Origin of the sequence: Pseudomonas oryziphila (assembly GCF_003940825.1) — a bacterium.
GTDB lineage: Bacteria > Pseudomonadota > Gammaproteobacteria > Pseudomonadales > Pseudomonadaceae > Aquipseudomonas > Aquipseudomonas sichuanensis.
Genome location: NZ_CP034338.1, coordinates 5169743 through 5191519, shown reverse-complemented (window position 1 = coordinate 5191519; position 21777 = coordinate 5169743). Strand labels below are relative to the sequence as shown.

The window sequence follows — 21777 nt, the reverse complement described above, 5'->3', positions numbered from 1 at the left end:
GAGTTCGGCGCTCTGCCTGTCCAGGCAAGGTAACTGCAGCGAATCAAAGGAGCGACGCCATGATCCTCGTCCCCCCCTACACCACCGACGCCGAGCGCTGGCACGCCGTGCAAACCCGCGACAGCGCAGCCACCGGCCACTTCGTCTACGCCGTGCGCACCACCGGCGTGTACTGCCAGCCGGCCTGCTCGTCGCGCCTGGCCAAACGCCAGAACGTCGAGTTCTTCAATGACGCCCAGCAAGCCGAGGCGGCCGGTTACCGTGCCTGCAAACGCTGTGCAGGTGGCACCCACGCGGTACGCCGCAGCGAAGTGGTGGCCCGCGCCTGCCGCCTGATCGAAGCCAGCGACACGGCACCCAACCTCGAGCAGCTGGGCGCCGACCTGAACCTCAGCCCCTTCCATCTGCACCGCCTGTTCAGGGCCGAAACCGGCCTTACCCCCAAGGCCTATGCCTCAGCCTTTCGCGCCCGGCGCCTGCGCGAGGGGCTGGAGGCTGCCGGCAGTGTCACCGAGGCCATCTATGACGCCGGCTACAACTCCAACAGCCGCTTCTATGAAAGTGCCGCCGAGCGCCTGGGCATGCGCCCCCGTGAGTACCGGGCCGGCGGGCAGGGCGCGACCATCCGCTTTGCCCTCGCCCAGTGTTCACTGGGGGCGATCCTGGTGGCGCAGAGCGAGCGCGGCATCTGCGCGATCCTGTTGGGCGATGAACCCGAGCCGTTGCTCCAGGACCTGCAGGACAAATTCCCCAAAGCCCAGCTGATCGGTGGCGATGCCGCCTTCGAGCGCCTGGTTGCCGAGGTTATCGGCTTTGTCGAAGCCCCGGCGCTGGGCCTGGCGCTGCCATTGGATGTGCAGGGCACGGCGTTCCAGGAGCGGGTCTGGCAGGCCTTGCGCGAAGTGCCGGCGGGCAGCCGGGTCAGCTACACCGACATCGCCGAGCGCATCGGCGCGCCCAAGGCCGTGCGCGCCGTGGCCCAGGCCTGCGCGGCCAACGCGATCGCGGTGGCCATCCCTTGCCACCGCGTGGTGCGTCGCGATGGCGACCTCAGCGGCTACCGTTGGGGGGTGGAGCGCAAACGCCAGCTGCTGGCCCGAGAAACGGCACCCTCCTGAGCGGCCGGACCGCGTAGAATTCACGCCCTGTCGAGTTGTATAGAGGAATATTCGATGAGGCGTGTCAGCCTTGACCGATTCTATGTGGGGATTTTGGCCCTGCTACTGTGGGTGGCCGTACCCGCCTGGGCTGCTCCAGTCACCCCGGTGTCGCGGCTGGCCGTGGCCGAGCAGCAGGTGCTGGACGAGAACGCTGGCCTGGAAGAGCTGAGCGAACGGCTCGACCAGATCCGCCAGGGCGTCACCAGCAACGCCAACGACGACCTGCTCGCGCAGTTGCGCCAATCGGCCCTGCAGGTGCAGCGTCAGGCCGATGTACTGGTCACCGCGCGTGCCGCCGATGTGCAGCGCCTGGACGATCAGCTCAACGTGCTCGGCCCGCCGATGCCGGAAGAGGCCGAGAGCCTGACCCGCCAGCGCAAGCAACTGACCGATCAGAAGAACGCGGTGCTTGCCGAGCAGAAGGACACCACCGCGCTGGCCCAGTCGGCCCGTGACCTGTCCACGCAGATCGTCAACCTGCGCCGCAGCCTGTTCAACTCGCAGATCACCAGCCGCGCCGCCAGCCCGCTGAGCCCGGCGTTCTGGTCGAGCCTGATCCGTCCCACCGATGACGACGTGGCCCGCCTGCGCGACCTGCGCGCAGAGGCCGCCGACGCCATGGCCAGCGCGTTCAGCGCCGAGCACCGCTGGTTGTTCATCAGCGCCCTGGTGGCCGCAGTGCTGGTCTGGACCCTGGTGCGCCGGGTGCTCGAACGGTTGCTGGCCGATGCCATGGTGCGCTGGCTGCCCGAAGGCCGGCTGCGCCGCAGCGCCCTGGCCGTGAGCGTCAGCCTGGCGACCCTGGGCACCATCTCCGGCTCGGTGTCGTTGCTGCGCTGGGGCCTGGAAAGCAGCGCCGAGCTGGGCACCGACCTGGCCAGCCTGACCAACCATGTCCTCACCCTGGTGGTGTTCAGCGCCTTCATCTCGGGCCTGGGCCGCGCCATGCTGATGCTGCAGCGCCCGTCGTGGCGCCTGCCGCCGATTGCCGACGAAGTGGCCAGCGCCCTGGGCTGGTTCCCCAAGGTGCTGGCCCTGACGCTGATGGTGATGCTCACCATGGAGCGCATCAACAGCGTGATCGGTACCAGCCTGGCGCTGACCCTGGCCACCAACGGCCTGACCGCGCTGGTGGTGTCGCTGCTGTTCGTGGCTGCGCTGGTGTGCTACCGCCGCGCCCGTCGCCAGCACGGCCTGGAACGCCCCAAAGGCCTGACCGGGCTGATCCCGTTCGTGATCGTGGTGTGGGTGGTGGCGATCCTGCTGGCGCTGGTGGCCGGCTACCTGACGTTGGCCTACTTCCTCACGGCCAAGTTGCTGTGGATCAGCGTGGTCACCGTGTGTGCCTACCTGCTGGTCACGGTGTTCGGCGATCTCTGCGAAACCTTGCTTTCGCCACGCCAGCCCGGCGGCCTGGCGCTGGCTTCGGCGTTGGGCCTGCAACAGCGCCACCAGGCCCAGGCCAGCACCATCCTGGCCGGTATCGGCCGCACTGTGCTGCTGTTCGCCGCTGCCTTGCTGGTATTCATGCCATCGGGCACCAGCCCGGGTGAGCTGCTGCTGAGCCTGGCCGACTGGGACGGCACCGGCGGCAAGGTGCTCGGCAACCTGAACATCGTGCCTCAGGACATCCTGATGGCCGTGGCCATCTTCATCGGTGGCTGGTTCGCCATTCGCGTGGTCAAGCGCTGGCTCAGCGATCGCCTGCTGCCCGAAACCGATATGGACGCCGGCATGCGTGCCTCCCTGGTGACCCTGGTGGGTTACCTGGGCTTCCTGTTCCTGGCCATGCTGGTGATGTCCACCCTGCACATCAACCTGACCAGCCTGACCTGGGTGGTCAGTGCGCTGTCGGTCGGTATCGGTTTTGGCCTGCAGCAGATCGTGCAGAACTTCATCTCCGGCCTGATCCTGCTGACCGAGCGCCCGGTGAAAGTGGGCGACTGGGTCAGCCTGGCGGGTGTGGAGGGTGATATCCGCCGCATCAACGTGCGCGCCACCGAGATCCAGATGTCCGACCGCTCGACGGTGATCGTGCCCAACTCGCAGTTCATTTCGCAGAACGTGCGCAACGTGACCATGGCCAATGCCCTCGGGGTGGTCGGCATCACCCTCACGCTGCCGCTGGAGACCGACCCTGCCAAGGTGCGCGAAGTGTTGCTGGCGGCCTACCACGAGCACGAGTCGATCCTCGATGCGCCGGCCTGTTCGGTGACGTTCAAGGACCTGACCAGCAGTGGCATGGTGATTGGCGTAAGCGGTTACGTGGCTTCGCCGCGGCAAGTGTCGAGCACCCGCAGTGATCTGCTGTTCACCATCCTCGGGCGCCTGCGCGATGAAGGCATCGCCCTGTCCTCGCAGCAGACCATGGTGCTGGTGCAGGAGAATGGCCGGCCGGCCGACGAGCTGGCGTAACGATCATCGCGGGGCAAGCCCGCTCCCACGCACCGTCGCGGCCACAAGTTTGGCGTGGGAGCGGCGGTGCGCCGATGCGACTTGCCCCGCGATGGCTTGTTCAGTGCTGCTTGGCGCGCCTGATGCGCAGCAAGATCACCAGCAATACCAGCAGCACCGGCGGCGCCATCCCCAGCAACGCCTCCCGCGCCGCCAGCCCCGCGCCCAGTACATTCAGCCCGCCATACAGCAGCTTGAACAGGTTCAGCAGGTAGTAGGTGATCGCAATGATCGACAAGCCTTCCACCGCCCGCTGGATCTTCACCTGGGCATCGGCCCGGGCATTGAGGCTTTGCAGGATCCCGGCATTCTGTTCTTCCATCTCCACCTGCACCCGCGCCTGCAACAGGTCGCCGAGGTTGGCCACGTTCTTCGCCAGTTGCTCCAGGCGCTGTTCGGTGGCCGCGCAGTAGCGCACGGTCGGCTTGAAGCGCCGCTCGATGAACACCCCCAGGCGCTGGCAATCACCTACATGGCTTTCGCGCAATTCGCCCAGGCGCTCGAACACCAGTTGCGCATAGGCCTGGGTGGCACCGAAGCGGTGGCGGGTCTTCACCGTGCGGCTGACCACCTGGCGCGACAGCAGGGCGATGGCTTCGAGCAACGCCTTGGAGTCATGCCCGGCGGCGCTGGCGCCGCGTTCGGACAGGCTCACCAGGGTCTTGTCGAAGGCGTCCAGTTCGTGGCTCAGGGTCTTCGCCGTGTCCAGGGTCAGCGAGGCCATCATGCGGTAGGTCTCGATCTCCAGCAGGCGGCGGATCATGCGGCCCTGGCGGTAGGCGTTGAGGCGGCGGTTGATGAACAGGAACCGGTTGCTGCCGTCGGCGGTCAGGCGGAAGTCGCTCCATACCGCGGCATCGCCACCGCCGACGCAGGAGCCGCAAGGGTCCTTGAAACCGTAGCGAGTGAGGTCCAGGCCCTGTTCATCGCGCACCAGCACCTGCACCGCGTTGATCACCTGCGCTGCCTGCGGGGCGATGGCCTTGGCCAGCACGTCTGGCAGCACCTGCCAGTCGCTGTCGCTGCTGGCGCAGGGCACGACCAGGGTCAGGGTGAAGAACTCGGTATGCCGTTCCCATTTGAATGGATGGCCGTCGAGCTGGGTGATGCCTTGGGCCGCGTACGGGTCGGGCGCTTCGGGGCAGCAGCGTTGCAGCAGCGACTGGCAGGCCGCGTCGCCGCCGAGCAGGGCGAGGTGGAAGACATGGGCCGGGCCGTCGAAATACAGCGACGGGCGGGCGTGCAGTTCGTTGTGCAAGGTGGTGCGTTGAGGGTGCATGGAAGGCTGGCCTGGTGTTGTGGTTATGGGGCTACCAGGAGGTGGGACTTTGCGGGGCGGGGGAAAAGTCACGGGGGAGATGGATGATTGGGTGAGGGCCCCTAAGCGATGCGCCGCGTGGGCGGCGCTCGATCTCAAGAGCGCTGCAAGGCATTCGCCCTGCACCCTGTAGCCGTGACGCAGTTGAAGCAACTGGTTCCAATCTCAGAATGTCCTGACGTGCAAGCCAAAGCGAGCAAGGTCAATCTAAGCCTCGACATGAGCAGTCTAAGCGTAACGTAAATTGATATCTGGCTATACATTTGCGTTACGCCGGAGTAGCCTTTGTCTGGTCGATATCCTTCGTCGATTCAGTGCCCCGTGGGATGGGCTGGGAGTCACCAATGAGCGATTTACAGATCAAGGATCGGAGCAAGGCCGTACCGTTGAACATGAGAGTGGCCGAGCATCGCAGAGACCTCATCGATGCCGCCGTGGAGATTGTGGGCGGTGACCGCACCAGCTTCGTGCTCGATGCGGCTTGCCGACGTGCTGAGGAAGTACTGATGGAGCGTCGGTTGTTCCTGCTTGATGACGAAGCCTTCGATCAATTCACCCAGGCGCTTGAAGACAGCCCCATCAGGAGCAATGAATGCGTGAAGAAGCTGTTGGCAAGGCCGAAGCGCTGGAGCTGAGCGCTCCGCAGAAGCTCGAAGCCTTTCATGAGCTAGGTCAGTTCGACTGTGGAGAGGCGTCGATCAATGGCTACCTCCGTGAAAAGGCTTACAAGGCGCAGATAGCGAAGCACGCGGTGGTGTATGTCACCTGCTTCAAGGGCACGTCGATTGTGGCCGGTTACTACACGCTTTCGACGGGGTCTGTGGCGCGTGCTCATGGTTCTCCCGCAAGTGTGCGACGCAATGCCCCAATTGATTTGCCGGTGGTGGTACTGGGGCGAATGGGCGTAACCCTGAGAGCTGCTGGGCAAGGGGTCGCCACGGACCTGTTGCAGGACGCTGTCGAGAGAGCTCTGGTTGCGTCCGAGATCGTCGGATGTGTTGCAATGATCGTGCACCCGCTTGATGAGCGTCTGGAGCGCTTCTATGCCAAAACTGCGGGGTTCGCAGCCTGTCCACAGCTGTCACCGAAGACGATGATGCTTGCACTTCGGTGAGACTCGCCTGTCGGCTTAAAGCAAAAGGCCTTTCTGGGGCCCTGGGCACGAGGGCTGTTGACCGAGTGAGGGCCAGCAGGTGCCGGCCGCGGCCCTTGTAGCGCCTGTCAGATCGAGCGCCGCCTGCGCGGCGCATCGCTGGCAAGCCAGCTCCCACAGTTTGTTTAGGGCCAGTTACTTCAGCGGGGTCATCACTGTCCGCTTTGGTGGTACGACGCGGTTGCAGTGTGGGCGTTGCCGCCGCCCCACATGACTCAAGGCATGCACCAAGGCAGGCGCCGGTACTTTCACAGGACTGATTGGCCCGAAACAGATGTGGGAGCTGGCTTGCCAGCGATGCGCCGCGCGGGCGGCGCTCGGTCTCACAGGCGCTGAAAAAGCATCGGCGAACACCTGCCAGCCTCCCCAAGCCCTTGAACGGGACGCCTACCCAATCACCCCAAACACCGCGTCACATGTTTCACCGACAAATACCCCGACAACCCCCAAGGCCCGAGCTCGCGGCCAATCCCGCTGCCCTTGGTCCCGCCCCACGACGTCTCGACGAACACCGCCTGCACCGAGTTGATCCACACATGCCCCACCTCCAGCGCATCGGCCACGCGTTCGGCGCGTTCCAGGTCGGCGGAGCACACGGTGGCGACCAGCCCGAAGCGGCTGTCGTTGGCCTGCACGATGGCCTCGGCTTCCGTATCGAAGCGCCGCGCGCACAGCACCGGCCCGAAAATCTCCTCGGCCCACAGGCGGCTGCTCTCAGGCACGTCCACATACAGCGTCGGGCTGACGAACCAGCCGTCGCGGTCCAGCGCCTTGCCGCCGGCCAGGCACTTCAAGCCTTCCTCGCGGGCCTTGGCAAAGTAGCTGGCGACCTTGAGCCACTGCGCCTGGCTGGTCAGCGGCCCCATGTCCACTTCCTCGCTCAGCGGGTTGCCGACGCGCAGCTTCTCCAGCGCCTCCTGCAAGCGCGCCAGCAACGCATCGGCGATGCCGTCCTGCACCAGCAGGCGCGAGGTGGCCGAGCACATCTGCCCGGCGTTCCAGGTGATGCCGGCGACGATCCATTCCACAGCCTGGTCGACGTCGCAATCGTCGAACACCACGATGGCCGACTTGCCGCCCAGCTCCAGGGTCACCGGCCGGCATTGCGCGGCGGCTGCACGCATCACCTGGCTGCCGACGCCGTTGCTGCCGGTGAACGACAGCTTGTCCAGGCCGTTGTGGCCGCTCAGGGCGGCGCCGGTCTCGGCCTTGCCGTTGACGATGTTCAATACGCCGGCCGGCAGGCCCAATGCTTCGGCGATCTGGCCATAGGCCTGCTCGATCAGCGGGGTCACTTCCGAAGGCTTGAGCACTACGGTGCAGCCGGCGGCCAGGGCCGGGGCGAGCTTCCAGGCGCTGGTCACCAGCGGGAAGTTCCACGGCACGATCAGGCCGACCACGCCCACCGGCTCCAGGCGGGTGCGGGCGGTAAAGCCCGGTGCGGCCAGCGGCACATCGCGGTTTTTCGCCGGCAACTGTTCAGCCAGGTCGGCGTAGTAGGCGAAGGTGGCGATGGCGTCGTCCAGGTCGATCTCGGCCTCGTGGCGCGGCTTGCCGTTGTTGCGCATCTGCAAGGCGATCAGCTCGTCGCGGCGCTGGCCCAGTTGCTCGGCAAAGCCGCGCAGGTAGCTGGCGCGTTCGCTGGCGGGCACGGTTTTCCAGGTGCTCAGCGCACGGCGTGCGGCGGCCACGGCCTGGTCGACCTGGCCCGTGCTGGCGGCCATCAGTTCGGCGAACGGCAGGCCGTCGGAGGGGTTCTGCACAACGATGCAGTCGCTGCCCTGGCCTTCGACCCAGCGGCCGTCGATGTAGTGAGAAGTGGTCATGGTCGGTTTCCAGTCAGGCCATTTCGGCGGTGGTCACGGGCTTCACCGGCGTGCTTTTGCAACGCACCCAGCGCGGGCCTTGCGGGCCGTACACGCCAGCCGGTTCAGGGAACAGGTTGAGCAGGATCAGGTACAGCACGCCGGCGATACCGAGGGTGACCGGCAGGCTCAGGTCGATGCCGCCGGCCAGTTCGCCCAGTGGTCCGACGAACTGCCCAGGCAGGTTGACGAAGCACAGGCCGACCAGCGCACTGGGGATCCATGCGCCCATGCCGCGCCAGTTCCAGCCGTGGCAGAACCAGTAGTGGCCGCCTTGCTGGCCACGGGTGAACACCTGCAGGTCGTCGGCGTGGTAGAAGCCGCGGCGGGTGATCAGGCCGAGGATCATGATCACCATCCAGGGGCTGGTGCAGGTGATGATCAGCACGGCGAAGGTCGAGACGCTCTGCACCAGGTTGAAGGTGAAGCGGCCGACGAAGATGAAACCGATGGCCAGCACGCCGATCAGCAGCGTGGCAGCGGCGCGGCTGAGCAGGCGCGGGAACACGCTGGACATGTCCAGGCCGGTGCCGTACAGCGCCGTGGTGCCGGTGGACATGCCGCCGATCACCGCAATCAGGCACACCGGCAGGAAGAACCAGCCCGGCGAGATCGCCAGCAGGCCACCGACGTAGTTGTTGGCGGCGATATAGTCCGGCGCCTGGCTGGCCACCAGGGTGGCGGTGCACAGGCCGAACAGGAACGGGATCAGCGTGGCCACCTGGGCCAGGATCACCGCCAGCATGATCCGCGATTTCGGCGTGGCACGCGGGATGTAGCGCGACCAGTCACCGAGGAAGGCACCGAACGACACCGGGTTGCTCATGGCCAGGATCGCCGCGCCGACGAAGGCTGCCCAGAAGCCGGCCTGGCCCAGGTTGACGCTACCGGCGTAGCCCGCGTCGAACGGCCCGGCGAAGGCGAAGATGCCCAGCAGGAACAGCAGGCTGGAGGCCCACACGGCGATCTTGTTGACCCACAGCATGAAGCGGAAGCCGAAGATGCACACCACCAGCACCAGCACCGCGAACAGGCCGTAGGCCAGGCCCAGGGTCAGGTCGGTTTCCGGCAGGCCGGCCAGGCGCTTGGCGCCGCCGACCAGGGCATCGCCCGAGCTCCACACCGACAACGAGAAGAACGCCACGGCAGTGAGCAGCGACAGGAACGAGCCAACGATGCGCCCGTGCACGCCGAAATGCGCGCCCGAGGACACCGCATTGTTGGTGCCGTTGAGCGCGCCGAACAGGCCCATCGGCGCAAGGATCAGCGCGCCCACGCCGACGCCGAGCAGGATCGCCCACACGCCTGCCTGGAACGACAGCCCGAACAGCACCGGGAAGCTGCCCAGCACGGCGGTGGCAAAGGTGTTGGCGCCGCCGAAGATCAGGCGGAACAGGTCCAGCGGGGCGGCGTCGCGTTGATCGTCGGGGATCTGTTCGACGCCATTGGTCTCGATACCGGTCGAGTGGCTCATGGTGGTGCTCCAGCGCGAATGTTGTCGGCCTCAAGGGGCCTTGTTGTGTGTGCGATGGCAGTGCGGCAAGGCCGCTTGAAAGGGGATCAGGCCGGCGAGACGACCGACAGGTGCTCGTGGCAGGCCAACCAGCGCTCGCCGTGGCGGCGGAAGACGATGGTCTCGCGCTCGCTCAGGGCCAGTTCTTCGCCGGCAACGCGCAGGCGCGTGGCCACATCGTGCATGAAGATCGCCACGTCACCTTGCAGGCTGACCTGCACATTGCTGGATTCGCAGCCGAGCACGGCGAAGCCGTCTGCCTGCCAGGAAGCCCAGAGTTCTTCGTAGGCGCGGCGCGACAGCAGCGGTTGCGGCAAAGTATGGAAAAGGAAGGTGGCGTCTTCGCTGAAGCAGGCGAAGTAGCGGGCGGTGTCATTGCTGGCGAAGGCGGCAACGAGGTCGGCGGCGGCCTGCCGTACCTGGAGTGTCTGGTCCACGGGAGTGGCCTCACGATTATTGTGATTGTTGGTGAAGCGATTCTGGTGGGGGCGGGCGGGGGGAAAAATCGCTGTGGACAAATAATCAGTTCAGGAAATCGTGAACCAATGGGGTGCTGCGCTTTACCCTGGTGTTGCCACTGGCTAAGGTGTCGGCAGCCTTGACCTCATCAAGCTTCACGATCATTCCCACGCTTTCAGACCCGATGGACATTGCACCATGAGCCAGTATCTGCCGCCGCTGACTGTGACACCGCGCATGCTGGCTCTGGTTGCCGATATCAGCGAGCAGGTGGGGGCACTCACGGCCAATCGGGAAGTGGCGCTTACCCCGCAACTGCGCCGAGGTAACCGCATTCGTACCATCCAGGCCTCGCTGGCGATCGAGAACAATACCCTGAGCGTCGAGCAGGTCACTGCGGTTCTGGAAGGGAAGCGGGTACTCGGCCTGCCGCGTGAAATCCAGGAGGTGCGCAATGCCTTTGCCACCTATGAAGCGATGAGCCACTGGCAGCCCGAGCGTCAGGCTGATCTGCTGGCTGCCCACAAGCTGCTGATGATGGGCTTGATCGACGACGCCGGTCAGTTTCGCCAAGGAGGTGTCGGCATCTATCGCGGCCAGCGCCTGTTGCACATGGCACCGCCTGCCAGTCGCTTGCAGCCGCTGATGCATGACCTGCTGCGTTGGCTGGGCGCCAGTGACTGGCACCCTTTGATCAGCAGTTGCGTCTTTCACTATGAGTTCGAGTTCATTCATCCTTTCGCCGATGGCAACGGGCGTATGGGACGACTGTGGCAGACGCTGATACTGAGCTGCTGGCGCCCGGTACTCGCCTATCTGCCGGTGGAGTCGGTGATCTGTGCCCAACAGGAGGCGTACTATGGCGCCTTGGCGGCTGCGGATCAGGCTGGCGAGGCTACGCCCTTTGTCGAGTTCATGCTCCAGGCGCTGCGGCAGGCATTGGCCGAGGCGAGCGAGACCGACCAAGTAACCGACCAAGTAACCGACCAAGTAGCGCGATTGCTGGAGGTTCTGAAGCCGGGTATCGCGCTGCGCGCCAATGAGCTGATGGAGCGTCTCGGGTTGTCCCACCGCCCGACCTTTCGAGCGAACTATCTCAAGCCTGCGCTGGCTGACGGCTTGATCGAAATGACTGACCCTGATGCGCCACGCAGCCCGGCGCAGCAATATCGCCGCGTCATAAGGTAAGCGCTTGCGTAGGCGAACCAGTCACGTTTGGCCGACTGACGGTCGGCCTTGTGCCTGTCGATTGCCTACGCTGGAAACTCCCTACCTGCAAAGCAAGGAGTTCAGCCATGGCGTTCCAATACAAGCGACTGGACAAGAACAACGCTGCCGTCCTGCTGGTCGACCATCAAGCCGGGTTGCTGTCGCTGGTGCGCGACATTGACCCCGACCGGTTCAAGAACAATGTGCTGGCGCTGGCGGACCTGGCCAAGTACTTCAAGCTGCCGACCATCCTCACCACCAGCTTCGAAACCGGCCCCAACGGCCCGCTGGTGCCCGAGCTCAAGGCGCAATTCCCCGATGCGCCGTACATTGCCCGGCCAGGCAATATCAACGCCTGGGACAACGAAGACTTCGTCAAGGCGGTGAAGGCCACCGGCAAGAAGCAACTGCTCATCGCCGGGGTGGTGACCGAGGTCTGCGTGGCCTTCCCGGCCCTCTCGGCGCTGGAGGAGGGCTTCGAAGTGTTCGTGGTCACCGACGCCTCCGGCACCTTCAACGAGCTGACCCGCGATTCGGCCTGGCGGCGCATGGAAGCTGCCGGCGCGCAGCTGATGACCTGGTTCGGCGTGGCCTGCGAGCTGCACCGTGACTGGCGCAACGACATCGAAGGGCTGGGGACGTTGTTCTCCAACCACATCCCCGACTACCGCAACCTGATGACCAGCTACGACAAGCTGGCCAAGTAAACCCCTCGACTGGCGCCGTGAGTGATCACTGCGCCATTTTCAACGCGCCAGCCCGTGGCATGGCCGACCAGATCGCCAGCCCCGCCGCCAGTGTCGTCAACAGTGCCCCGGCCCAGGGTGTGGCGGCCAGCGTCGAGCCGCTTATCACCACGCCGCCGATGGCCGACCCCAACCCGACGCCCAGGTGCATGGCCGACATGTTCAGGCTCATACCCGCCGGGAAGGTATCTTCCCCACGCTTGGCCAGGTAGCTCTGCACCACCGGCGAGGTGGTCCAGCTCAGCCCGCCCCAGAGCATCATCGCCGGCAGGAACAGCCACGGCGTACCCGCGCTCAGCGGCAGCAGCAACAGGCTGGCGAGGTACAACAAGGGCGCCAGCAGGATGGCCTTGGCCACACCCAGGCGATCGGCCATCCAGCCGCCGATGTAACCGCCCGAGACACCGGCGATGCCGAATGCCGCGAACACCGCCGCCAGCCATTGGCTCGGCACTTGGGCGACCTGCTGGGCGTAGGGCGCCAGGTAGGCGAACACGGTGAAGTGCCCGGCGATCATCAACAGCGACACCCCTTGCGCGGCCGTCAGGCGGCTGTCGCGCAGGTGGCGCAGGTAGCTGGCCAGGGCGATGCGTTCGTCGCTCTGCAACGTCGGCAGCCCGCGCCAGGCCATCAGCAGCACCGCCACCGCCAGGCCGCTCAGGCCAACGAACACGCCGCGCCAGCCCAGGGCGTCGGACAACAGCATGCCGGCCGGCACGCCCAGGATCAGCGAGCTGCAGATGCCCATGAAGATCACCCCGATGGCGCGCCCGCGCAGGGCTTCGGGCGCCATGCGCGTGGCCATCAGGGTGCAGGTCAGGCAGGTCAAGGCGCTGGTCGCGGCCATGCCGATGCGGGCGAGCAACAGCGCGGTGTAACCGGGCGCCCATGCCGCCAGCAGGTTGCACAGGGCGAACAGCGCCAGGGTGGCGCACAGCAGGCCACGCAACGGCAAGCGTGTGGTCAGCAGGGGAGAGAAGGGCGCGGCGAGGGCGAAGCTCAGGGAGAAGACGGTTGTCAGTTGCCCGGCCACGCCGAGCGGAACGTCCAGGCCATCGGCCAGTGCCGGCAGGATGCCGACGGTGATGTTTTCGGCCATGCCGGTGACGAAAGTCGCCAGGGCCAGCAGCCAGATACGCGGGTTCATGTGTTGCCTCCGATAAACAGGCCGGCCAAGGTCCGGACCCATTAGTCCCGACGGTTGACCAGCAGTGGTCAGGTCCATCGGGTTTCGAGGCAGTGCTTCGGTTATCCCGGTTCAAGCAGGGGAGGAGTGTAGACGGTTGTGCGGCGGGGGTGAAGTCAGCGAACGACAGCAATGCCTATCGCCGGCAAGCCGGCTCCCACCTTGACCGCGCCGACTTCAAGGCTTGCGCATACCCTGTGGGAGCTGGCTTGCCAGCGATGGGGACAGTGCAGTTAGCCTGGCGGGCGGCTTGTCTATTTAAGCTCGGTCTCGATGAACACCACTTCATGCTCGCTGGCATTGATCACGTTGTGCTCGACGCCGGCCTTGCGGAAGTAGCTCTGGCCCGCCACCAGCGGGGCGCGTTTCTCGCCCTCGGGCGTTTCCAGCAGCAAGGTGCCGTCGGTCATCGGCACCACCACATAGTCGTGGCCATGCAGGTGGCGGCCGGTCTCGGCGCCGGGGGCGAAGCGCCATTCGGTGACGATGACTTCGTCGGTGTCCACCTGCACGGTGGGCACGGCCTGGGGGCGTTGAATTGTTTGCGTCATGGGAGCATGCCTGGTCACGGAAAGGTGACTAGCCTGGGGCAGTCCCACGCCGCGTTAAATGCAACTCTGCTGGCAGTCAGTTGCGTTGACACTCAACAAATGCATCGCGGGCGGTGCGGCGTCCCGACAAGCCCGCTCCCACGAGTCCAGTGCAGACTGCGTGGGAGCAGGCTTGTCGAGGCGTCGCACCGCCCGCGATAGGAGGACGTCGAGCTGTGCTTAGACGTTGAAGCGGAAGTGCATCACGTCGCCATCCTTGACGATGTAATCCTTGCCTTCCAGGCGCCACTTGCCGGCTTCCTTGGCACCGCCTTCACCCTTGAACTGGATGAAGTCGTCGTAGGCCACCACTTCGGCGCGGATGAAGCCTTTTTCGAAGTCGGTGTGGATCACGCCCGCGGCCTGTGGCGCGGTGGCGCCGACGCGTACGGTCCAGGCACGTACTTCCTGCACGCCGGCAGTGAAGTAGGTTTGCAGGTTGAGCAGCTCGTAACCGGCGCGGATCACGCGGTTCAGGCCAGGCTCTTCCAGGCCCAGGGCCTCGAGGAACATGTCTTTCTCTTCGCCATCGTCCAGCTCGGCGATTTCCGCTTCGATCTTGTTGCACACCGGCACCACCACCGCGCCTTCTTCCTCGGCGATGGCCTTGACCACGTCCAGGTGCGGGTTGTTGTCGAAGCCGTCTTCGGCCACGTTGGCGATATACATCACCGGCTTGCTGGTCAGCAGGTGGAAGCCGCGGATGACGGCTTTCTCGTCGGCGCTCATGTTCTTCATCAGGCTGCGCGCAGGCTTGCCTTCGGTGAAGTGGGGGATGAGCTGCTCGAGGATGGCTTTCTGCGCCAGGGCGTCCTTGTCGCCGCCCTTGGCGTTGCGCGCGACCTTCTGCAGTTGCTTCTCGCAGCTGTCGAGGTCGGCGAAGATCAGTTCGAGGTCGATGATCTCGATGTCGCGCTTGGGGTCGACGCTGTTGGAAACGTGGATCACGTTCTCGTCTTCGAAGCAGCGCACCACGTGGGCGATGGCGTCGGTCTCGCGGATGTTGGCGAGGAACTTGTTGCCCAGGCCTTCACCTTTCGAAGCGCCGGCCACCAGGCCTGCGATGTCGACGAACTCCATGGTGGTCGGCAGGATGCGGTTCGGTTTGACGATCTCGGCCAGCGCATTCAGGCGCGCGTCGGGCATCGGCACGATGCCGCTGTTCGGCTCGATGGTGCAGAAGGGGAAGTTCTCAGCCGCAATACCGGACTTGGTCAGGGCGTTGAACAGGGTGGACTTGCCGACGTTGGGCAGGCCGACGATGCCGCAATTGAAACCCATGGGTATTCCCCTTACTAGAGTTGTCAGGCCTTCTGGCTGTGCAGCTCGCGCATCGCCTTGGCGAAGTCGCCAGCGAGCACGTCCGGCAGCACGCCGAGGGCATAATCGATGCTGGCGTCGAGCTTCTCCTGTTCGGCGCGCGGTGCGCGGCCCAGGACGAAGTTGGAGACCAGCTTGGCGTCGCCCGGGTGGCCAATGCCAAGCCGCAGGCGGTGGAAATCGTTCTGGTTGCCGAGCTGCGCGATGATGTCGCGCAGGCCGTTGTGCCCACCGTGGCCGCCACCGCGCTTGAGCTTGGCGACGCCGGGAGGCAGGTCGAGTTCGTCGTGTGCCACCAGAATGGCCTCCGGCTTGATCCGGAAGAAATTGGCCAAGGCCGCCACGGACTGGCCGCTACGGTTCATGTAGGTGGTGGGGATCAGCAAACGAACGTCGTTGCCCTGATGGCTGAATTTAGCCGTCAGGCCGAAATATTTGCGGTCAGCGGTCAAGGAGACGCGCTGGGCGCTGGCTACGCGTTCAACGAAAAGAGCCCCTGCGTTATGCCGGGTCTGTTCGTATTCGGGGCCGGGGTTACCCAGGCCAACGATCAACTGGATGGCGGTCACGTCAGGGGCTCTTCCTTGGAGTTGGTGGGTTACAGGGCGCGGCGCGCACTGTAACCCGGTCAACACCGGCGCGCGAGTGGATTACTCGGCAGCGCCTTCTGCTTCTGGAGCAACGCGTGGAGCGTGAACGTTGGCAACAGCTTTGTCATCACCGTGGGCCAGAGCAACGAACTCTACGCCTTTCGGAGCTTTCAGGTCCGACAGGTGGATGATCGCGCCGACTTCGGCCTTGCTCAGGTCAACTTCGATGAACTCAGGCAGGTCTTTGGCTTCGCAGGAAACTTCGATCTCGGAAACAACGTGCGAGATTTCGCCGCCTTTCTTGATCGGGGCTTCTTCGCCGACGAAGTGAACTGGAACCTTGGCGGTCAGCTTCTGGCCAGCAACGACGCGAACGAAGTCGGCGTGCATGATGTAGCCTTTGGCTGGGTGACGCTGCATGGCCTTGACCACGACGTTTTGCTTGGCGCCGTCGACGTTCAGCTCGATCACGTGGCTGAAGGCAGCTTCGTTTTCGAACAGCTTGGTGATTTCCTTGGCCAGGATGGTCAGGGATTGAGCTTCTTTATCGCCACCGTAAACAACGGCAGGGATGTTCAGCGTGTGACGCAGGCGGCGGCTCGCACCTTTCCCCAGGTCAGTACGCGCTTGGGCGTTCAGGATGAAGTCAGTCATTTTGTTTCTCCAAAATAGCCTCCCGCAAGGCGTTTGCGACCAGCGCCAGACGGGGATGGCAAAAAAGCCCCGCCCCAACACAGGTTGGGGCGGGGCGCTTCACATCAACACGTGTCCCGCTTAGCGGAACATCGCGCTGATCGATTCTTCATTGCTGATGCGGCGTACCGCTTCAGCTACTACCGGTGCGATATCCAACTGACGGATACGGTCACAGGCTTGAGCAGCGGCGGACAGCGGGATGGTGTTGGTCACCACCAGTTCGTCCAGTACCGACTTCTCGATGTTCTCGATCGCGCGGCCCGACAGGACAGGGTGCGTGCAGTAGGCGTAAACCTTGGCAGCGCCGTGTTCTTTCAGGGCCTTGGCCGCGTGGCACAGGGTGCCGGCGGTGTCGACCATGTCGTCTACCAGGATGCAGGTGCGCCCTTCGACGTCGCCGATGATGTGCATAACCTCGGAGTGGTTAGCCTTCTCGCGGCGTTTGTCGATGATCCCGAGATCAACACCCAGGGACTTGGCGACGGCACGAGCACGTACCACACCACCGATGTCCGGGGAGACGATCATCAGGTTCTCGAAACGCTGGTCTTCGATGTCGTCGACCAGTACGGGCGAGCCGTAGATGTTGTCGACGGGGATATCGAAGAAACCCTGGATCTGGTCAGCGTGCAGGTCGACGGTGAGTACACGGTCGATACCTACGACAGTGAGCATGTCAGCGACGACTTTGGCGCTGATGGCTACACGTGCCGAACGCGGACGGCGGTCCTGGCGGGCGTATCCGAAGTAAGGAATCACGGCGGTGATTCGGGATGCTGAGGAGCGGCGGAAGGCATCGGCCATCACTACCAGTTCCATCAGGTTATCGTTGGTCGGGGCACAGGTCGGCTGAATAATGAAGACGTCTTTACCGCGGACATTTTCATTGATCTCAGTGCTGATCTCGCCGTCGGAGAATTTACCGACAGAGACGTCACCGAGAGGGATATGCAGCTGACGTACGACACGCCGAGCCAGATCGGGGTTAGCGTTCCCCGTAAAGACCATCATCTTGGACACGCGCAGTACCTGAAGGCTGAGGGTATACCTGGATGAGTATAGGAAAATGGCAGGGGCGGCTGGATTCGAACCAACGCATGGCAGGATCAAAACCTGCTGCCTTACCGCTTGGCGACGCCCCTGTATCTGTTGCTGCGAGCTCTTATGAACTCGACTTCTTGAGCAGACTTTGCAGCTTGCGATGCAACATCGAAACATTGCTTCCTTTCGCCACAAACCCTGTTTGGGTCGCTGAAAGAAGGGCCAGAACTTTATCAGCTTCGGCTTTGCTTGGGAAGGCCCCAAACACACAACTTCCAGTGCCGGTCATTCGAGCTTCCGTATATTTACCCAATGAAATCAGCGCGTTGCGAACTTCAGGATAACGTTGCTCTACTACCGGTTGGCAGTCATTTCGACTGTTTCCCTCGGGAACGGGGCGCATCTTAAGGGGGAGGGAATCACGTGTCAACTCTGGATGCGAAAAAATTTCCGCTGTGCTGACAGACACTTGCGGCACCAGTACGACGTACCAGGGTTCGCTGGGGTCGACTGGGGTCAACTGCTCGCCGACGCCCTGGGCGAACGCGGCATGGCCACGGACGAACACCGGTACGTCGGCACCCAGGCTCAGGCCCAGGCTGGCCAGGCGATCTTCATCCCAGTCCAGTTGCCACAGGTGGGCCAGCGCCAGCAGGGTGGTCGCGGCGTCAGAGCTGCCGCCGCCAATGCCGCCACCCATGGGCAATACCTTGTGCAGCCAGATATCGGCGCCCAGCGAGGTGCCGGATTGTTGTTGCAACTGGCGCGCCGCGCGAACGATCAGGTTGCTGTCGTGGGGCACGCCTTCGATTTCGGTCTGCAGGCGGATCTGGCCGTCGTCGCGCAGCGCGAAGCTCAACTCGTCGGCGTGATCGAGGAACTGGAACACGGTTTCCAGCTCGTGGTAGCCGTCCGGGCGGCGGCCGGTTATGTGCAGCCACAGGTTGAGCTTGGCCGGGGCGGGGAGGGTGAGCTTTTCCATCAGCTGTCAGTGCCCCAGCTGGCGTGGTTGCCAGTCCTTGACCACCAGGGTCACGTCGATGTTCTCGCCATGCAGCTTCAGGCGCTCGGGCAGCCAGTAGCCGTTCTGTTCGGTGTAGCTCAGGTACTGCACCTGCCAGCCGTCCTGCTTGAGGCTGGCCAGGCGGCTGTCGCCGTCGAGGGTGAGCTGGCTCTTGCTGTCCGGAGCGGGCAGGCCGCGCACCCACCACACCAGGTGCGATACCGGCAGGCGCCAGCCAAGCTGTTCTTCCAGCAGGGCTTCGGGGTTATCGGCCTGGTAACGGCCCTGGTTGGCCACTTCCAGCACCACGCCACCGGGGCGCCCGGTCAGGCGCGCGGCGCCGCGGCCGAGCGGGCCGGCCAGGCGGATGTCGTAGTAGTCCTGGCGTTGCAGCCAGAACAGCGTGCCGCTGCCGGAGTCACGCGGGGCGCGGATGCCGACCTTGCCGTTGATCTGCCAACCATCGAGGCTGGCCAGCTGCTGTTTGTGCTCACGCCACAGTTGCGGGTTGCCCTGGCCTTGTACGGCCTCTTTGCTGCCGAAACCGGCGCAGCCGGCGAGCAGGGCGATGAGCGAGAAGGTGATGCAATGACGCAGAAACATGTTTACAGGCTCTCGGATCCGGTCAGGCGCAGGAGGGTCTTGCGCAGGATGGGGCTGTCGGGCTGTGCTTCGAAGCCCTTGGCCCAGAACTGTTTGGCCTCGCGGCGCTTGCCGTTGGCCCACAGCACTTCGCCCAGGTGGGCGGCCACTTCATGGTCGGGGAAACGCTCGTAGGCCTGGCGCAGCAGGCGCTCGGCTTCGTCAAGCTTGCCCATGCGGTAATTGACCCAGCCCAGGCTGTCGAGCACCGCCGGGTCGTCCGGGGTGAGCTGGTGGGCCTTGTCGATCAGCGCCTTGGCCTCGCCGTAGCGGGTGGTGCGATCCGCCAGGGTGTAGCCCAGCGCGTTGAGCGCCATGGCGTTTTCCGGCTCGCGGGCGATGATGGCGCGCAGGTCTTTTTCCATCTGCGCCAGGTCGTCGCGCTTCTCGGCGAGCATGGCGCGGGTGTAAAGCAGGTTGAGGTCGTCGGGGTAGCGCTTGATCGCCTGCTGCAGCACCTGGTCGGCCTGGGTCTCCTTGCCGTTGTTGCCCAGGCTCTCGGCCTCGATCAGGTACAGCTGGATGGCGTAGTCGGGCTGCGCTTCACGAGCCTCGGCGAGCAGGCGCGAGGCTTCGGCGCTGCGGCCGTTGGCAATGAGGATGTCGGCCTGGCGCAGTTGCGCCGGCAGGTAGTCATTGCCGGCACCCACCAGGGCGTACTCGCGCAGGGCGGCGGCGGGCATGCCGCGCTCTTCGCGCAGGCGGCCGAGGTTGAAGTGGGCGGCGTCGACGTTGGCGTCGCGCTCGACCATTTCCTGCAGATAGCCTTCGGCCTCGTCCCAGTGCTTGGTTTCCAGGCAGACCAACGCCAGCGAATAGCGGATCTCGTCGTCTTCGGGGTATTGCTGCAGCAGGCTTTCGAACTCGGCCTTGGCGTCGTCGATGCGGTCCTGCTCGACCAGGGTGCGCGCGTAGGTAAGGCGCAGGCGCTTGTCTTCCGGGTTGTCGCGGATCGCCCCGCGCAGCAGCGGCAGTGCTTCCGGGCCGCGGTCCAGCGCCTGCAGCAGGCGGGCACGCAGCAGCACCGGGGCGATCTCGCCGTTCTGCGGCGGGTGGCTTTCGAGCAGCTCCAGGGCCTGTTCGGGCTTGTTGTCCTGGTTCAGCAGCAAGGCCTTGCCGAACACCAGCTGGCTGTTGTCGGGGTACTTCACCAGCAGGCGGTCGAAGCTCTGCATCAGGCCGTCGCGGGTGCTCTGGTCGGTCTCGGCGGCCGACAGGGCGAGGAAGTCGAAGTGGGTGTCGCCCTGGCCTTGCAGCACCTTTTCCATATAGGTCATGGAATCGTCGTAGCGCCCGGCACGGGCCAGCTGGATGGCGGCGGCGCGCTGGGCGTCGAGGTTCTGCGGGTCGTTACGGGCCCAGATCAGCGCGGTGTCCAGGGCCGGTTCGTCGGCGCCGAGGTATTCGGCGATACGGTAGGCGCGTTCGGAAATGCCAGGGTCCTGGGTTTTCTCGGCCTGGTCGACGTAGTTTTTCAGGGCGATGTCGAAGCGGTTGCGCTGGCCGGCCAGCTCCGCCACCAGCAGGCTGTAGACCGTCTCCTGCTTGAACGATCCGTACACCACGGGCTTTTCCGCGCTCTTGCTGGCATCGGCGGCGGGTGTCTGGCCGCCCGACGTGTTCGGGGCCAGGCTCTGGCAGCCTTGGAGCAGGGCGAGGGTAAGCAGCAATGCGTAGGATTTGTTCATAGAGGGCTTTGGTGGCTAACCGGCGGTCGGAGCATGATGACACAAGCGCAGTGGCAAACCCACCTGCGAAGCGTTCGGATAGCTGCGACCTTCGCCGGGCGCCACAGGTTCCGTAGCGGCGTGGCGCAGCGCCTGTAGTCAGCCTCTGCGTTGTTTATCCGGCCCTGGTGTTTGTAGGTTCTTTGCAGTCTCGTTGTCAGAACAATCCTTCCTTTTGACTGAGAAGCGTCTGACTCCCTCCTTTAGTACCGCTTCGGTATCGTTTCTCCCTCGGCGACTCGGCAGATTTGACCTCAGGTTCAACTGCGCAAGAAGTTGCGCACTTGGTCAGTCAAAAAATGCCCTCTGACGCGCTGAAGCCCTTGTGGCACGGGCTCTTCAGCCAAGTGCGCAACTTTTTGCCAGCACTGCGCAAGAAGTTGCGCAACTTTTGAATGTCGATCGCTGAAAAACCAATCCAAACGAATGGCATTGTCATATAAAGCATTGATTTATATAGATAAAAATTCACTGGCGCAGATTTTGTATGGATGCGCATCCCCCGTTCGGCAACTTTCTGCCACCGGGTGACTTTCTCAACGCATGGAGAGCAACACGCATGGCAACTCCCGCCTACATGTCCGTCACTGGCGAAAAACAAGGCCTGATCACCGCTGGCGCGTTCACCGCCGACTCGGTGGGCAACACCTACCAGGAAGGCCACGAAGACCAGGTGATGGTCCAGGGCTTCGAGCACGAAGTGATCATCCCGCGTGACCCGCAGTCCGGCCAGCCGACCGGCCAGCGCGTGCACAAACCAGTCAAAATCACCAAGGTCTTCGACAAGGCTTCGCCGCTGCTGCTGGCTGCCCTGACCTCGGGCGAGCGCATGACCAAGATCGAGATCAAGTGGTACCGCACCTCGGCCCAGGGCACTCAGGAGCACTACTACACCACCGTCCTGGAAGACGCGATCATCGTCGACATCAAGGACTACATGCACAACTGCCAGGACCCGAGCAACGCTCACTTCACCCACCTGGAAGACGTGCACTTCACCTACCGCAAGATCACCTGGACCCACGAAGTGTCCGGTACTTCCGGTTCCGACGACTGGCGCGCGCCGGTCGCAGGCTAAGCCTGGACCCACCGCAGCCCGCCGCGT

20 protein-coding genes and 1 tRNA gene are annotated in these 21777 nt (G+C 64.2%); 7 read left to right on the top strand and 14 right to left on the bottom strand.

Annotated features, from left to right (window positions below):
* Nucleotides 1–59 precede the first annotated feature (59 nt).
* Both ada and EJA05_RS24230 read left to right on the top strand, forming a co-directional pair.
* Nucleotides 60–1118 (top strand): bifunctional DNA-binding transcriptional regulator/O6-methylguanine-DNA methyltransferase Ada, encoded by a 1059-nt coding sequence (gene ada, locus EJA05_RS24235; RefSeq protein WP_125860399.1) that lies wholly within the window; start codon nucleotides 60–62, stop codon nucleotides 1116–1118.
* Nucleotides 1119–1172: 54 nt separating this feature from the next.
* The gene (locus EJA05_RS24230; protein ID WP_125860397.1) at nucleotides 1173–3575 is read left to right on the top strand and encodes a DUF3772 domain-containing protein; all 2403 of its coding nucleotides are present in this window, start codon (nucleotides 1173–1175) and stop codon (nucleotides 3573–3575) included.
* Between the two features lie 100 nt (nucleotides 3576–3675).
* Here the strand turns inward: EJA05_RS24230 and EJA05_RS24225 are convergent, their stop codons facing one another.
* On the bottom strand, nucleotides 3676–4893 hold the full coding sequence (locus EJA05_RS24225) for a DUF3422 domain-containing protein (protein ID WP_125860395.1): 1218 nt from the start codon (nucleotides 4891–4893) through the stop codon (nucleotides 3676–3678).
* Nucleotides 4894–5276: 383 nt separating this feature from the next.
* Between EJA05_RS24225 and EJA05_RS24220 the strand changes: the two genes are divergently transcribed.
* Together EJA05_RS24220 and EJA05_RS24215 are read left to right on the top strand one after the other, a co-directional pair.
* Nucleotides 5277–5567: a type II toxin-antitoxin system TacA family antitoxin gene (locus tag EJA05_RS24220; protein WP_081100214.1), complete on the top strand. Its 291-nt coding sequence runs from the start codon at nucleotides 5277–5279 to the stop codon at nucleotides 5565–5567.
* Entirely contained in the window at nucleotides 5525–6046 is a 522-nt protein-coding gene (locus tag EJA05_RS24215; RefSeq protein WP_125860394.1) for a GNAT family N-acetyltransferase, read from the top strand. Before EJA05_RS24220 ends, EJA05_RS24215 begins: the two co-directional genes overlap by 43 nt.
* A 434-nt stretch (nucleotides 6047–6480) precedes the next feature.
* On the opposite strand, the gene EJA05_RS24205 is transcribed toward EJA05_RS24215, so the two are convergent.
* The 3 genes from EJA05_RS24205 to EJA05_RS24195 all read right to left on the bottom strand — a co-directional run bounded on the left by EJA05_RS24205 (nucleotide 6481) and on the right by EJA05_RS24195 (nucleotide 9900).
* The gene (locus tag EJA05_RS24205; protein WP_125860392.1) at nucleotides 6481–7911 is read right to left on the bottom strand and encodes an aldehyde dehydrogenase family protein; all 1431 of its coding nucleotides are present in this window, start codon (nucleotides 7909–7911) and stop codon (nucleotides 6481–6483) included.
* A 13-nt stretch (nucleotides 7912–7924) separates the two neighbouring features.
* Nucleotides 7925–9424, bottom strand: coding sequence for a purine-cytosine permease family protein (locus EJA05_RS24200; protein WP_125465552.1), 1500 nt, complete (start codon nucleotides 9422–9424; stop codon nucleotides 7925–7927).
* An 86-nt stretch (nucleotides 9425–9510) separates the two neighbouring features.
* A complete protein-coding gene (locus EJA05_RS24195; protein ID WP_125860390.1) occupies nucleotides 9511–9900 on the bottom strand; it encodes a YybH family protein in 390 nt (129 codons plus the stop codon).
* Between the two features lie 220 nt (nucleotides 9901–10120).
* On the opposite strand from EJA05_RS24195, the gene EJA05_RS24190 reads away from it, so the two are divergent.
* A complete protein-coding gene (locus tag EJA05_RS24190; RefSeq protein WP_125860388.1) occupies nucleotides 10121–11110 on the top strand; it encodes a Fic family protein in 990 nt (329 codons plus the stop codon).
* A gap of 107 nt (nucleotides 11111–11217) precedes the next feature.
* Nucleotides 11218–11838 carry an isochorismate family cysteine hydrolase YcaC gene (gene ycaC, locus EJA05_RS24185; protein ID WP_125860386.1) on the top strand — a complete coding sequence of 207 codons (621 nt, stop codon included), beginning with the start codon at nucleotides 11218–11220 and terminating at the stop codon, nucleotides 11836–11838.
* Nucleotides 11839–11863: 25 nt separating this feature from the next.
* On the opposite strand, the gene EJA05_RS24180 is transcribed toward ycaC, so the two are convergent.
* The 10 genes from EJA05_RS24180 to EJA05_RS24135 all read right to left on the bottom strand — a co-directional run bounded on the left by EJA05_RS24180 (nucleotide 11864) and on the right by EJA05_RS24135 (nucleotide 20633).
* Nucleotides 11864–13024, bottom strand: a complete 1161-nt coding sequence (locus EJA05_RS24180) for an MFS transporter (RefSeq protein WP_125860384.1) — start codon at nucleotides 13022–13024, stop codon at nucleotides 11864–11866.
* 293 nt (nucleotides 13025–13317) lie between these two features.
* Nucleotides 13318–13614 (bottom strand): cupin domain-containing protein, encoded by a 297-nt coding sequence (locus EJA05_RS24175; protein WP_125860382.1) that lies wholly within the window; start codon nucleotides 13612–13614, stop codon nucleotides 13318–13320.
* A 219-nt stretch (nucleotides 13615–13833) separates the two neighbouring features.
* Nucleotides 13834–14934 carry a redox-regulated ATPase YchF gene (ychF, locus tag EJA05_RS24170; protein ID WP_110995624.1) on the bottom strand — a complete coding sequence of 367 codons (1101 nt, stop codon included), beginning with the start codon at nucleotides 14932–14934 and terminating at the stop codon, nucleotides 13834–13836.
* A 23-nt stretch (nucleotides 14935–14957) separates the two neighbouring features.
* Nucleotides 14958–15542 (bottom strand): aminoacyl-tRNA hydrolase, encoded by a 585-nt coding sequence (pth, locus tag EJA05_RS24165; RefSeq protein WP_110995623.1) that lies wholly within the window; start codon nucleotides 15540–15542, stop codon nucleotides 14958–14960.
* Nucleotides 15543–15623: 81 nt separating this feature from the next.
* Complete coding sequence (locus EJA05_RS24160) at nucleotides 15624–16217, bottom strand: 50S ribosomal protein L25/general stress protein Ctc (RefSeq protein WP_125465547.1); 594 nt, start codon at nucleotides 16215–16217, stop codon at nucleotides 15624–15626.
* A gap of 120 nt (nucleotides 16218–16337) precedes the next feature.
* A complete protein-coding gene (locus tag EJA05_RS24155; protein WP_099773531.1) occupies nucleotides 16338–17279 on the bottom strand; it encodes a ribose-phosphate pyrophosphokinase in 942 nt (313 codons plus the stop codon).
* A gap of 47 nt (nucleotides 17280–17326) precedes the next feature.
* Nucleotides 17327–17401, bottom strand: a tRNA-Gln gene (locus tag EJA05_RS24150).
* Between the two features lie 20 nt (nucleotides 17402–17421).
* A complete protein-coding gene (gene ispE / locus EJA05_RS24145; protein ID WP_125465546.1) occupies nucleotides 17422–18282 on the bottom strand; it encodes a 4-(cytidine 5'-diphospho)-2-C-methyl-D-erythritol kinase in 861 nt (286 codons plus the stop codon).
* A gap of 6 nt (nucleotides 18283–18288) precedes the next feature.
* Nucleotides 18289–18906 (bottom strand): lipoprotein insertase outer membrane protein LolB, encoded by a 618-nt coding sequence (gene lolB, locus EJA05_RS24140; RefSeq protein ID WP_125465545.1) that lies wholly within the window; start codon nucleotides 18904–18906, stop codon nucleotides 18289–18291.
* Nucleotides 18907–18908: 2 nt separating this feature from the next.
* On the bottom strand, nucleotides 18909–20633 hold the full coding sequence (locus tag EJA05_RS24135) for a tetratricopeptide repeat protein (RefSeq protein WP_125860380.1): 1725 nt from the start codon (nucleotides 20631–20633) through the stop codon (nucleotides 18909–18911).
* Nucleotides 20634–21231: 598 nt separating this feature from the next.
* On the opposite strand from EJA05_RS24135, the gene EJA05_RS24130 reads away from it, so the two are divergent.
* Complete coding sequence (locus tag EJA05_RS24130) at nucleotides 21232–21750, top strand: Hcp family type VI secretion system effector (RefSeq protein WP_125462404.1); 519 nt, start codon at nucleotides 21232–21234, stop codon at nucleotides 21748–21750.
* Nucleotides 21751–21777 lie beyond the last annotated feature (27 nt).

Excerpts from the sequence above, each read along its gene's own strand:
- ada (WP_125860399.1), top strand. The coding sequence starts at position 60 with ATGATCCTCGTCCCCCCCTACACCACCGACGCCGAGCGCTGGCACGCC.
- EJA05_RS24230 (WP_125860397.1), top strand. The coding sequence starts at position 1,173 with ATGAGGCGTGTCAGCCTTGACCGATTCTATGTGGGGATTTTGGCCCTG.
- EJA05_RS24225 (WP_125860395.1), bottom strand. The coding sequence starts at position 4,893 with ATGCACCCTCAACGCACCACCTTGCACAACGAACTGCACGCCCGCCCG.
- EJA05_RS24220 (WP_081100214.1), top strand. The coding sequence starts at position 5,277 with ATGAGCGATTTACAGATCAAGGATCGGAGCAAGGCCGTACCGTTGAAC.
- EJA05_RS24215 (WP_125860394.1), top strand. The coding sequence starts at position 5,525 with ATGCGTGAAGAAGCTGTTGGCAAGGCCGAAGCGCTGGAGCTGAGCGCT.
- EJA05_RS24205 (WP_125860392.1), bottom strand. The coding sequence starts at position 7,911 with ATGACCACTTCTCACTACATCGACGGCCGCTGGGTCGAAGGCCAGGGC.
- EJA05_RS24200 (WP_125465552.1), bottom strand. The coding sequence starts at position 9,424 with ATGAGCCACTCGACCGGTATCGAGACCAATGGCGTCGAACAGATCCCC.
- EJA05_RS24190 (WP_125860388.1), top strand. The coding sequence starts at position 10,121 with ATGAGCCAGTATCTGCCGCCGCTGACTGTGACACCGCGCATGCTGGCT.
- ycaC (WP_125860386.1), top strand. The coding sequence starts at position 11,218 with ATGGCGTTCCAATACAAGCGACTGGACAAGAACAACGCTGCCGTCCTG.
- EJA05_RS24180 (WP_125860384.1), bottom strand. The coding sequence starts at position 13,024 with ATGAACCCGCGTATCTGGCTGCTGGCCCTGGCGACTTTCGTCACCGGC.
- EJA05_RS24175 (WP_125860382.1), bottom strand. The coding sequence starts at position 13,614 with ATGACGCAAACAATTCAACGCCCCCAGGCCGTGCCCACCGTGCAGGTG.
- ychF (WP_110995624.1), bottom strand. The coding sequence starts at position 14,934 with ATGGGTTTCAATTGCGGCATCGTCGGCCTGCCCAACGTCGGCAAGTCC.
- EJA05_RS24160 (WP_125465547.1), bottom strand. The coding sequence starts at position 16,217 with ATGACTGACTTCATCCTGAACGCCCAAGCGCGTACTGACCTGGGGAAA.
- ispE (WP_125465546.1), bottom strand. The coding sequence starts at position 18,282 with ATGGAAAAGCTCACCCTCCCCGCCCCGGCCAAGCTCAACCTGTGGCTG.
- lolB (WP_125465545.1), bottom strand. The coding sequence starts at position 18,906 with ATGTTTCTGCGTCATTGCATCACCTTCTCGCTCATCGCCCTGCTCGCC.
- EJA05_RS24135 (WP_125860380.1), bottom strand. The coding sequence starts at position 20,633 with ATGAACAAATCCTACGCATTGCTGCTTACCCTCGCCCTGCTCCAAGGC.
- EJA05_RS24130 (WP_125462404.1), top strand. The coding sequence starts at position 21,232 with ATGGCAACTCCCGCCTACATGTCCGTCACTGGCGAAAAACAAGGCCTG.